An 11,341-nucleotide genomic window follows, 5' to 3' on the forward strand; every position below is an offset into this window, starting at 1 on the left:
ATTTAAAATGAGTATGGTTAAAAATTGAGCGAACGATGATTTTGACGAGAGCTTATTTTTGTAGCTATTTAAAGCGAACGAAGAATTGCACGAACTGGACTCGCATCCAGTCCCGCCAGTTTGAGTGGCAGAGCAATCAGCTCATAATCGCCCGCGCTGACCGCATCCAGCACGATGCCTTCTAAGATCGCCATCTGATGCTTTTTTACGGCCAAGTGGCAATCCATCGTTTTTGAATCCTGTGGATCGAGCGAGGGCGTATCAATCCCAATCAGACGCACGCCGTGGCTTGCCAACAGGTCTATAGTGGCAGGTGCAATATAAGGAAAATGATCATCCCATTCAGTCTGCGGTGCGGCAAAGTAAGTACGTAATAAAACCCGCGGCGGAGTACCCGCCAGTTGCGCCGCGATATGTTCAGGCTCTACTCGCTGACGGCCAATGCAATGGATGACGCGACAAGCACCGATATACGTCGTCAAATCAACTTGATCAATCGCTTTGCCAGCGGCATCGTAATGCGAAGGTGCATCGCAATGCGCACCCGTGTGAGTGGACATGCTGATCTTACTGACTTTGACCGGACAGCCGGCTTCAATTTGCCAAGTGGCCTCTGCCTTGTAAGCGGTGTCCCCTGGCCATACGGGCATACCGCTTTGCAGTGCAGGGGAGATATCCCAAATTTGTGGATTTTTTTGTTGCGGTTTTTGGTGATCAGAAGCTGACATCGATGTCTCCATCAGAGAAAAATATGCCAGTAAGTTTATTCCCAAATGAAAAAATTGTTCTTGCAAATTGAGGTGGTTAAACCCGCTTATGTAGAATAAACTGCGAAAAAATACTCAATTAATGATGGAATGTACGGAGATAGTCAAAATGCAGCTAGATGCAACGGATATTAAAATTTTGCACTACCTGCAAACCGACGGACGCATCAGCAATCAGGAGCTGGCTGACAAGGTGTTTTTATCGCCATCTTCTTGCCTGCGTCGGGTACGACTGCTGGAAGAAAGCGGCATCATCCAACATTACAGCGCCGTCCTCAATCCGACCGCGCTTGGTCTGGAGGTGGACGCCTTTGTGCAAGTCACCATGCGCCGCGATGTGGAGCAATGGCATGAAAATTTCACGCTTGCTTTACAAAGCTGGCCCGAAGTCGTCGGCTCTTACATCATCACGGGCGATGCTAATTATCTATTGCGGGTAAAAGCCCGTAATCTCAAACACTATTCCTCGTTTGTGCTGGAGCGACTGTATAAGACTACGGGCGTATTAGATATTCGCTCAAATATTGTGCTGCAAACTTTGAAGGACACCAGCGAGATTGCGGTTGATCTGCTGCAGTCAGAGAAGTAGCGAATTTGATGGCGCCATATGGTGATTTACAGATCGTGACCTACAGATTGTGATCGATCTAGGGCTAAATACTCAGGCACCCAACCAAGGCAAGCCTTTCTGGCACCAGCCGCCCAGCGTTTTGCGATGACCTTCGCTGTCTTTATCGCCTTCAAATCCTTCCAAGATATCAAAGCATGCGACGTAGCCGTTTTCAGTGGCGAGTTTTGCGGCATGGCGTGAGCGTACGCCGGACCTGCATAGGAAAAGGATAGTGGTATTTTTGTCTGCCGTTACCTTGGTTAATTCAGTCAAAAAGTCAGGATTGGGATTGCCGCCCGGATAGGTACTCCATTGCACGGTATGGTGTTGAGCATCGGGTAGTTTGACGCGACCAATCCAGTCTCTTTCTGCATTGGTGCGGACATCAACCAGTAAGACGTTGATATCGCTTGCTAACAGCGCAAAAGCCTCTTCCGGAGTGACCGCTCCTGCGTACGGCAGACTTTGTTCTTGTCCGCGTTGGCGGGCTGACGTGAGTAATGTAAGAGTTGTGCTTGTCATGATATTGAGCCTTGGTGTAAATCGTTCAACTTCAACAATGGATGTACTAAACCAGATTATGTACCGCTGGTTTGAGAACGAACGCTATGTTAACTGAGCAGAGTAATAAATTTTGATCATGCTTCATGCGGGTGCAATTTTAAGTATTTTTTATAAAAAAGCGTTAATTTGGTGCGCTTATGATTTTATGTTTTAATTTGGTGCAAAATTTGTTAGATGAATATGTCTTGTTTGATCATGTTGTCAGAAAATTTTTAGAAAAAACAAAGATTTAGCATCTTCAGTCACCGCAATTTCTTTCCCTAAATGGTGGCACGGATTCTGCTATTATCGATTGCGAGTTGCATTATTGACTTGGTGCAGAAGGTTTTTATCTGTTGTAGCGTGTTTTAGTGTGTTTAGGCTGCTGTCGTTTTTCTGGCGCGGCTTCTTATAGAATAACAACGCAATGATAGACGCAAAGAAGAATGCACCATTTCAAGGTGTCAGTTAAGAATTGGCTTAGTTGATTGATAGTTAATCGGTAGGAATTTAGCGGTAAGAATTTAGCGGTAGTAAGTTAGCCGAACTAAGTTAACCGTTATTCAGTCGATGGTTGGTCGATAGTTGGCAAGATAGCTCAGCATTTTCCGAATTTATTTTTAGCTTTATTTGAGGAGTTTCACATGGCAATGACAGCCGCAGAAGTCTTGAAAATGGCGAAAGACAACGAAGTTAAATTTGTTGATTTTCGCTTTGCAGATACAAGAGGCAAAGAACAGCACGTCACGGTTCCAGTTTCCCAGTTCAGTATGGATAAATTCGAATCCGGTCACGCGTTCGACGGTTCGTCAATCGCAGGCTGGAAAGGGATTGAAGCATCCGATATGTTGTTGATGCCGGACCCTGCTACTGCCAACATTGATCCGTTCATGGAAGAAACAACATTGTTTATGCAATGTGACGTGATCGAGCCGACAGATGGCAAAGGTTATGACCGTGATCCACGCTCCATCGCCAAGCGCGCTGAAGCCTATTTGAAATCCTCCGGTATTGGCGATGCCGCCTACTTTGGTCCAGAACCAGAATTTTTCATCTTTGACAGCGTACGCTGGAAAATCGATATGTCCGGCTGCTTCGTGAAGATTGATTCCGAGGAAGCATCATGGACTACAGGCGAAAAACTCGAAGGTGGCAATACTGGCCATCGTCCGACAGTTAAAGGCGGTTACTTCCCAGTGCCACCAGTCGACAGCTTCCAGGACATGCGTTCTGAAATGTGCTTGATCCTGGAGTCTCTGGGCATTCCAGTTGAAGTGCATCACCACGAAGTTGCTGGCGCTGGTCAAAACGAAATTGGTACTAAATTCTCTACTCTGGTAGAGCGCGCTGACTGGACACAAAACCTGAAATACGTTGTATGGAACGTGGCGCACACCTACGGTAAGACAGCGACTTTCATGCCAAAACCTATCGTTGGCGATAACGGATCTGGTATGCACGTCCACCAATCCGTATGGAAAGAAGGTACCAACCTGTTTGCTGGTGACGGCTATGCTGGTTTGTCTGACTTTGCTCTGTACTACATCGGCGGCATTATCAAGCATGCACGCGCTTTGAATGCGATTACTAACCCAGGTACTAACTCCTACAAGCGTTTGGTTCCAGGTTACGAAGCACCTGTAAAACTGGCTTACTCTGCTAAAAACCGTTCTGCTTCTATCCGTATTCCTTACGTATCGAATCCAAAAGGTCGTCGTGTTGAAGCACGTTTCCCAGATCCACTGGCTAACCCATACCTGGCATTCTCTGCCTTGTTGATGGCTGGTTTGGACGGCGTTCAAAACAAGATACATCCAGGTGAAGCAGCATCTAAAGATCTGTACCATTTGCCACCAGAAGAAGACGCGTTGATCCCAACAGTCTGCCATTCATTGGAACAAGCATTAGAAGCGCTGGACAAAGACCGTGAGTTCTTAACACGCGGTGGCGTATTCAGCGACAGTATGATTGATGCTTACATTGAACTGAAAATGCAAGATGTACAGCGCATGCGTATGACCACGCATCCTGCTGAGTTTGATATGTACTACTCTTTGTAATCGGGTACATGCCAATTCAAGCTAATTAAAGCAATTAGCAACGAAGCCAAAAGCGGAGAAATTTCTCCGCTTTTTTTATGTCTTTTTAGCTTAAGTAGGACGAAATTTCTCTTACTTCAAAAATATACTCACTATGGGTATATTTTTATTGTCCATATAAAGTATGGACAATCGACTATAAATTAAGAAAATAAGAGGGAGTATTTAAAAAATACCTCTTTATCGATATGCTGATAACTTAAATGTCATGTTTATTAAGTAATTTATTGTAAGCATTTACAGATGGTAATTGTGCTGGGCGCTTGCTTGGAATACACTAAAGACGTTATTGACTGACCTATAGATAAAATGAATCGACTATTGAGTGGCCTAGCTTTACTGGCAGTTTTTTTTGCACCGTCCGCACATGCAGATGCGGATGTGTTTTTGTGCGTCGATGCTAATGGCAATAAAGAGTACAAAAACACTGGCGAAACTAAAGGTTGCAAGCGAGTTGAGTTGCCCGGCATTACAGTCGTCCCTGCGCCAGCATTTATGGGGACAAAAAAAACAGCGTCAAAATCAGCATCCTCACCTTCGGATTTCCCCAAGGTAGATGAGAGTACTCAGAAAGCACGTGACTCTGATCGAAAACAAATTCTGCAAGATGAGTTAAAAACGGAAGAGCAAAAATTAGCTGCATTGAAAAAAGATTATAACAACGGTGAGCCAGAACGACGTGGTGATGAGCGAAATTATGCCAAGTATCAAGAGCGCACTAATATGATGAAAGACGATATTAGCCGCACCGAAAAAAACATCGAAGCACTGAAACGAGAGCTCAGTAATTTAAAATAAAGAGCCGGTGTCTGAATAAAAAGACATTTCAGGCATGATGCTTGCGTAACAAGGTCGCACTAGGCGGCCTTTTTTTATGGACTATCTTGAAAACACCAATGACCTCTTTTGCTGGACTCGATTTGCTGACCTCGGCCGTCATTGTGCTGGATGCAGATAGTTATATTTTATATGCCAATGCGTCGGCAGAGAGTTTGCTAGAGAATTCACTCAAGGCCTTAAATCAACAAAAATTAAGTGATTTGTTTTTAAACGGTAATGAGCTGTTAGAAGTATTTGATCAGGCAGTCGCACATCAGTTCGGGGACAAGCGCCAAGATTTAACTCTGGTGCGGGCGGGCAAAGATCCATTGCATGTACACAGTATTGTCACTGCATTGGACAATCCCGATAATCCGGTATTAATCGAGTTGCGCGAGAACGTACAACAGCTCAAGCTGGATCGCGAAGAACGTATGCAAGACCAGAACCGAGCGAATAAAGAATTGATTCGCAATCTGGCCCATGAGATCAAAAATCCCCTCGGCGGCATACGTGGCGCCGCGCAATTACTAGAACTTGAATTGCCCGAGCGTCAGCTAAAAGAGTTGCGCGAATATACCCAGGTCATTATCAAAGAAGCCGATCGTCTGCAGACGTTGGTTGATCGTTTGCTGGCACCGCATCGTTTGCCGCACATCGTTGGCGATGTGAATATTCACGAAGTTTGTGAGCGAGTACGCAGTTTGATTTTTGCTGAATTTCCGCAAGGCTTGAGTATTAAGCGTGATTATGATTTGTCGATTCCTGAGTTCCGCGGCGATCAGGAACAACTGATTCAAACCGTACTCAACATTGCCCACAACGCAGCGCAGGCTTTAAGCGAGCGCATCAAGCGTGGCGATGCCGAGCTGACATTTAAGTCGCGTGTGGTGCGCCAGATTACTATTTCCAAGATACGGTACAGGCTGGCATTAGATTTGCATATCATCGATAACGGACCAGGTATTCCAGCCGAAATCATCGATCGCATTTTTTACCCCTTGGTATCGGGACGTGACGGTGGTAGTGGATTGGGACTGACACTAGCGCAAACTTTTATCGAGCAACACATGGGCGTGATCGATTGTGAAAGTCGGCCTGGGTGCACGGATTTCCGGATTTTGATTCCACTACCTTGATAGAGGATCGTGGAACGTTGGTGGTGCCACAAGCGCCGCTACCTAATTTGCTTTAATTTTTAATGCGGGACAAAACGATTATATGAAACCAATCTGGATAGTTGACGATGACGATTCAATTCGCTGGGTGCTTGAAAAAGCCTTAGCACGCGAAAATCTCACGACAAAAAGCTTTACTAATGCGCGTGATGCGATGGCTGCATTGCAAAGCGATACGCCACAGGTTTTGGTCTCCGATATCCGTATGCATGGCGCTTCTGGCTTAGAGTTATTGCAAGTCGTTAAAGCAAAATTCCCTGGTCTACCGGTGATTATCATGACCGCGTTTTCGGATCTGGATTCGGCCGTAGCGGCGTTCCAAGGTGGTGCGTTTGAATATCTTGCCAAGCCATTTGATCTGGACAAAGCGGTTGAATTAATTCGTCGCGCCTTGGATGAAAGTTTGCGCGAATCGAATGTAGAGCAAACCATTTCGGAGACGCCAGAAATCTTGGGACAAGCGCCCGCGATGCAAGATGTTTTCAGAGCGATTGGCCGCTTATCCCAATCGAATGTCACAGTCTTGATCACTGGCGAATCAGGTAGTGGAAAAGAATTGGTCGCTCGGGCTTTGCATAAACACAGCCCCAGATCAGCACAGCCTTTTATTGCGCTGAACACCGCCGCGATCCCTAAAGATTTATTGGAGTCCGAATTATTCGGACACGAGCGCGGCGCATTTACCGGTGCGCAAGCGACCCGACGCGGACGCTTTGAACAAGCCGAAGGCGGCACCTTATTTTTAGATGAAATTGGTGATATGCCCTTTGATTTGCAAACACGGTTACTGCGGGTTTTGTCAGATGGTCATTTTTATCGTGTCGGCGGACATCAACCGATGAAAGCGAATGTTCGTGTGATTGCGGCAACGCATCAAAACTTAGAATTCCGCGTCAAGGATGGCTTGTTTCGCGAGGATTTATATCACCGTTTAAACGTGATTCGCTTACGCTTACCCAGCTTGCGCGAACGACGCGAAGATATTCCGCTACTGACTAAATTTTTCTTAGCGCAAAGCGCCAAGCAACTTGGCGTAGAAGTAAAGCGGATGTCAGAACCAGCATTGCAATTTTTGTCTGGATTAGAGTTTCCGGGTAATGTGCGGCAGTTAGAAAATTTGTGCAATTGGATTACGGTGATGGCACCGGGGCAAACGGTAGAGGTGCCAGACTTACCTCAGGATTTATTGCCAGTTCCTGTACCTGCTGCGGCACCGACACAGCATGCCATAAGTGCCATATATCCCAACAGCGAATTGTCGCGTCAAGGTGATGCCAGCAGTGTTTTAAATGGAAGTGGTTTGGTTGGCAGCAGTGCAGAATCGCAGCAACACAAGGCAGATAATTGGATGAGTTTGTTAGAAGCCGAGGCGACAGCAATGCTGACGCAAGGCAAATCCGATGTGATCGATAAGTTGGGTCGTAGTTTTGAATCCGTTGTGATTAAGGCGGCACTAAAACATACACATGGTAGAAAAAATGACGCGGCAATTCGGTTGGGAATAGGGCGCAACACGATTACAAGGAAGATTCAAGAACTTGGCATTGATGGTGCTAAAGACGAATAAAAGTTTGAGCAATCTTCCAGTCTTTACGTATCGAGTTGGAAGCAGTTAATTAATATACTCCTAGTAAGTATTTTTAGTTGTCCTAGTAAAACCTGGTCGATTGAAGGTTTTTGATGAAAAATAGGGGGAGTATATTGAGGTTGCCTAGATGTTGACTTGTACAAATGCTCTGTGAAGTGATGGAAATCTTTCTGATCTGGAGTCAATAAATACGTCTCTCTGTGATGCTACAGGTAGGCGTTTTTTTATGAGTGAGAATATGATGATGTCCGACGTGCGCCCTGTAAGTCTTGACGACGCTGAAGCAATTTCTAGGATTTACAACCATTATGTTGTGACGACAGAGATTTCTTTTGAAGAGAGTGAGGTCGGTTCGGCTGAAATGTCGGATCGCATTGTTGAGGTAACGCAGAATTTTCCGTGGTTAATCCTTGAGCGTGATGGCGTTATGCTTGGTTATGCATACGCAACAAAATGGAGGGCGCGCTCAGCATATCGATTTTCAGCAGAGGTTTCTGTCTACCTGTCACCGGAGGCGCGTGGTCAAGGGGCGGGTACGATTTTGTATGAAGCCTTGTTGAGTCAACTAGCTAAGCAGGGTGTGCATACGGCAATTGGTGGTATCGCTTTACCCAACGAGGCGAGCGTGCATTTGCATAAAAAATGTGGATTTAAGCAAGTGGCACAATTTGCACAGGTCGGTTTTAAGCATGGGCGATGGATCGATGTTGCGTATTGGCAGAAGCAGCTTTGATTTTAGGACTCTTACAAAATCCCGCAAGCTACCTTGTAAATCCTGGCAGAGCTAAATTTTTATTGTTCGCCTTTGTTTGAATGTACGTTCGTGCAATGGCAGCGTGCTTTTTTGATCTCGCAGAAAATTTAATGTCTTTCGGTATCTTATCGGAGTATGATTTTCGATAGTGAGAGCAAAATAAAATCCTCACATCAAATGAAGGCGGCAATCGCTTTTCTTGTGCATATAAATTCAATAATGAGCTGTAACAGTTCCATACTGTCGTTAAAGGAGATGCTATATGAATTTCGACGCACTATTCCAGCAACAAAATGCGCTGCCTACGATTCCTAAAGTCGTTCAAGAAGTCATTGATAGTTTTAATAATGAAGACGTATCAATTGATGAGATTGCAAAAAAATTAGCCGCTGACCAAGTCTTGAGTGCAAAGTTATTACGACTGGCAAACTCTTCTTATTATCACTCATCAAGAACCATAGGTACCGTGGATGATGCTGTCTTGATGCTGGGTTTTATGGCAGTACGTACACTGGTTGTCAGTAGCGGTTTGACCGGTGGTTTTAAGGCGATGCCAGGTGTGGATTTAAAGCAATTCTGGCGTTATAGCTTGCATACCGCCGTGATCGCAAAGTGGCTTGCAAAACAAATTCGGGGTAATTCGGATTTTGCATTTACCGTCGGGATGATGCATGCGATTGGTCAACTGGTAATGCATGCAGCAATGCCGGAGCAAATGCTGCAAGTTGATAAAATCGCCGGGACTTTAGATTCTCGCAGATTGAGTGTTGAGCACTCTTCGTTTGGATATGATTTTTCTGACGTAGGTGCAGAGCTGGCAAAGCGCTGGCGCTTTCCGGATAATTTTGCGACTGTGATTAAGGCTTTCCCAGAGCCGCTAGAACATGTACCTTTTGAGCCAATGGCAGCAATCATCCACATTGCGGCCTGGCGTTCACGTGCGCAGGAAAATAATTACTCGCAAGAAGAGTTAGACGCCACTTTCCCAGCCGAGGTGGCGAAAAAACTCGGCATTTCGTCTAACGCCATATGGAATGACATGCCGACTTTGACTGAGCTAAGCGAGGGGATGGAAGACTTAATTGCTTAGTAAATTGCTTAGTAGTTAGATCATAAAATCAGATTGTAAAATCAGATCACAAATCAAAAGCAAATTTTTGAAAAAAACGGACAGATTGAATCTTCGATCTGCCTGTTTTTATACGTAATGATGATTGCGTGATTAGTTTGAGGTAATCCGTTTTTGCATGTGTTTTTGCATATCTAGGGCTAGCGCTTCAGCGACTCTGATGCCATCAATTGCCGCTGATAATATGCCACCAGCATAACCCGCGCCTTCTCCTGCGGGATATAAACCTTTTGTATTAATGCTCTGCAAACTCTCATCATCGCGTTTTATCCGGATCGGTGATGACGTTCTTGTCTCGACGCCCGTGATGATTGCGTCCTTCATCGCAAAGCCGCTAATTTGCTTGTCGAATGCCGGGATCGCTTCTCTTATAGCCTCTATGGCAAATTCAGGTAAGGCTGCGGCCAGATCACATAAGGTAATGCCCGGTTTATAGGATGGCTCTACGCTGCCTAATTCTGTTGAGGGCTTGTTAGCTAAAAAATCGCCGACCAACTGTCCTGGAGCATTGTAATTTTCGCCCCCTAAATGGAATGCCAGAGATTCTAGTTTTCTCTGGAAATCAATACCGGCTAATGGATGTTCCGGGTAATCGGTTGGAGTAATCCCCACAACAATGGCGCTATTGGCGTTGCGTTCATTGCGAGAGTATTGACTCATGCCGTTGGTCACGACATGACCCGGTTCGGATGCTGCTGCTACCACAGTGCCGCCAGGGCACATACAGAAACTATAAACGGAGCGTCCGTTGCTTGCATGATGTACCAATTTATAGTCGGCAGCCCCCAGAATTTTATTGCCTGCATTCGGCCCGAAGCGGGCTTTGTCAATAATGGATTGCGGATGTTCAATGCGAAAGCCAACGGAGAATGGCTTCGCCTCAACATAAATTCCACGCTGATGTACCATTTTGAAAGTGTCTCTTGCGCTATGTCCTACAGCCAAGACGACATGATTCGTCGCTATATATGAGCCATCGGCCAGATGCACGCCGTTGATCTGACCATCTGTAATTTCAATGTCGCTGACTTTTTGTTCAAAGCGAATTTCGCCACCTAGAGATTCGATATTGGCGCGCATTTCTTCAATCATCTTTACTAATCGAAAAGTCCCGATATGTGGCTTGCTGACATACATGATTTCTGGCGGCGCGCCGGCAGTAACAAATTCAGTTAATACCTTACGTCCGTAATGCTTGGGATCTTTGACTTGGCTCCAGAGTTTTCCATCAGAAAAAGTGCCGGCACCACCTTCGCCAAATTGCACATTCGATTCTGGTTGCAGCTCACGCTTGCGCCATAGACCCCAGGTATCTTTGGTACGTTCACGAACATTTTTTCCACGCTCTAATACGATGGGGCGAAATCCCATCTGCGCCAAAATTAAAGCAACGAACAAGCCGCAAGGGCCAAATCCAATCACAACAGGGCGTACTTCCGGGGCGGTCTTCGCTTGAGTGACAAAGTGATAGCTGGTGTCTGGCGTGATGCCGATATTGGGCTTGTTCTTTAACAGGGACAATAATTGCGCGTCTTTAGTCGTTTCGACGTCTATGGTGTAAATCAAGACAATGGCAGATTTCTTGCGGGCATCGTAGCTTCTGCGAAAGACAGTGAAGCTGACTAGATCACTTTCAGTAATATCTAAACGCTGCAAAATAGCTATCTTAATAGCGGACTCAGGATGATCGAGTGGGAGTTGTATATCAGTCAAACGTAGCATTTACGGCATTCCAGGTAAATAAAGAGCCTTCTGTATAGCAAAGACCAAACCAACATTTTACTCTCCGCATCAGGGTTAAAACCAGTTGCAATGACTTTGTATTTGAAAGTCCTTGCCAAAGGGAGGATAGGT

Annotated in this window: 10 protein-coding genes; 7 read left to right on the plus strand and 3 right to left on the minus strand. The window is 45.5% G+C overall.

Going from position 1 to position 11,341, the window contains the following annotated elements; translation table 11 throughout:
- Positions 1 to 68 precede the first annotated feature (68 nt).
- Positions 69 to 728 (minus strand): arylformamidase, encoded by a 660-nt coding sequence (gene kynB / locus RGU72_RS20495; protein ID WP_322121507.1) that lies wholly within the window; start codon positions 726 to 728, stop codon positions 69 to 71.
- 148 nt (positions 729 to 876) lie between these two features.
- On the opposite strand from kynB, the gene RGU72_RS20500 reads away from it, so the two are divergent.
- Positions 877 to 1,356 carry an Lrp/AsnC family transcriptional regulator gene (locus RGU72_RS20500; RefSeq protein ID WP_322121508.1) on the plus strand — a complete coding sequence of 160 codons (480 nt, stop codon included), beginning with the start codon at positions 877 to 879 and terminating at the stop codon, positions 1,354 to 1,356.
- A 72-nt stretch (positions 1,357 to 1,428) separates the two neighbouring features.
- Here the strand turns inward: RGU72_RS20500 and RGU72_RS20505 are convergent, their stop codons facing one another.
- Positions 1,429 to 1,899 (minus strand): rhodanese-like domain-containing protein, encoded by a 471-nt coding sequence (locus tag RGU72_RS20505; protein ID WP_322121509.1) that lies wholly within the window; start codon positions 1,897 to 1,899, stop codon positions 1,429 to 1,431.
- A 665-nt stretch (positions 1,900 to 2,564) separates the two neighbouring features.
- On the opposite strand from RGU72_RS20505, the gene glnA reads away from it, so the two are divergent.
- The 6 genes from glnA to RGU72_RS20535 all read left to right on the plus strand — a co-directional run bounded on the left by glnA (position 2,565) and on the right by RGU72_RS20535 (position 9,448).
- A complete protein-coding gene (glnA, locus tag RGU72_RS20510) occupies positions 2,565 to 3,980 on the plus strand; it encodes a type I glutamate--ammonia ligase (protein WP_322121510.1) in 1,416 nt (471 codons plus the stop codon).
- 348 nt (positions 3,981 to 4,328) lie between these two features.
- Positions 4,329 to 4,817 (plus strand): DUF4124 domain-containing protein, encoded by a 489-nt coding sequence (locus RGU72_RS20515; RefSeq protein WP_322121511.1) that lies wholly within the window; start codon positions 4,329 to 4,331, stop codon positions 4,815 to 4,817.
- 98 nt (positions 4,818 to 4,915) lie between these two features.
- Positions 4,916 to 5,977, plus strand: coding sequence for a nitrogen regulation protein NR(II) (gene glnL, locus RGU72_RS20520; protein WP_416200141.1), 1,062 nt, complete (start codon positions 4,916 to 4,918; stop codon positions 5,975 to 5,977).
- Positions 5,978 to 6,059: 82 nt separating this feature from the next.
- Positions 6,060 to 7,583, plus strand: coding sequence for a nitrogen regulation protein NR(I) (gene ntrC, locus RGU72_RS20525; RefSeq protein WP_322121513.1), 1,524 nt, complete (start codon positions 6,060 to 6,062; stop codon positions 7,581 to 7,583).
- A gap of 247 nt (positions 7,584 to 7,830) precedes the next feature.
- Positions 7,831 to 8,337, plus strand: a complete 507-nt coding sequence (locus RGU72_RS20530; RefSeq protein ID WP_322121514.1) for an arsinothricin resistance N-acetyltransferase ArsN1 family B — start codon at positions 7,831 to 7,833, stop codon at positions 8,335 to 8,337.
- A gap of 283 nt (positions 8,338 to 8,620) precedes the next feature.
- Entirely contained in the window at positions 8,621 to 9,448 is an 828-nt protein-coding gene (locus RGU72_RS20535; RefSeq protein ID WP_322121515.1) for an HDOD domain-containing protein, read from the plus strand.
- 132 nt (positions 9,449 to 9,580) lie between these two features.
- Here RGU72_RS20535 and RGU72_RS20540 read toward each other — a convergent pair whose 3' ends face one another.
- Entirely contained in the window at positions 9,581 to 11,209 is a 1,629-nt protein-coding gene (locus RGU72_RS20540) for an NAD(P)/FAD-dependent oxidoreductase (RefSeq protein ID WP_322121516.1), read from the minus strand.
- Positions 11,210 to 11,341 lie beyond the last annotated feature (132 nt).

Source organism: Undibacterium sp. 5I1 (assembly GCF_034314085.1).
Taxonomy (GTDB): Bacteria; Pseudomonadota; Gammaproteobacteria; order Burkholderiales; family Burkholderiaceae_D; genus Undibacterium.

Bases quoted from the DNA above. Each gene is read 5' to 3' on its own strand.
- kynB (WP_322121507.1), bottom strand. From the start codon at position 728: ATGTCAGCTTCTGATCACCAAAAACCGCAACAAAAAAATCCACAAATT.
- RGU72_RS20500 (WP_322121508.1), top strand. From the start codon at position 877: ATGCAGCTAGATGCAACGGATATTAAAATTTTGCACTACCTGCAAACC.
- RGU72_RS20505 (WP_322121509.1), bottom strand. From the start codon at position 1,899: ATGACAAGCACAACTCTTACATTACTCACGTCAGCCCGCCAACGCGGA.
- glnA (WP_322121510.1), top strand. From the start codon at position 2,565: ATGGCAATGACAGCCGCAGAAGTCTTGAAAATGGCGAAAGACAACGAA.
- RGU72_RS20515 (WP_322121511.1), top strand. From the start codon at position 4,329: ATGAATCGACTATTGAGTGGCCTAGCTTTACTGGCAGTTTTTTTTGCA.
- glnL (WP_416200141.1), top strand. From the start codon at position 4,916: ATGACCTCTTTTGCTGGACTCGATTTGCTGACCTCGGCCGTCATTGTG.
- ntrC (WP_322121513.1), top strand. From the start codon at position 6,060: ATGAAACCAATCTGGATAGTTGACGATGACGATTCAATTCGCTGGGTG.
- RGU72_RS20530 (WP_322121514.1), top strand. From the start codon at position 7,831: ATGAGTGAGAATATGATGATGTCCGACGTGCGCCCTGTAAGTCTTGAC.
- RGU72_RS20535 (WP_322121515.1), top strand. From the start codon at position 8,621: ATGAATTTCGACGCACTATTCCAGCAACAAAATGCGCTGCCTACGATT.
- RGU72_RS20540 (WP_322121516.1), bottom strand. From the start codon at position 11,209: ATGCTACGTTTGACTGATATACAACTCCCACTCGATCATCCTGAGTCC.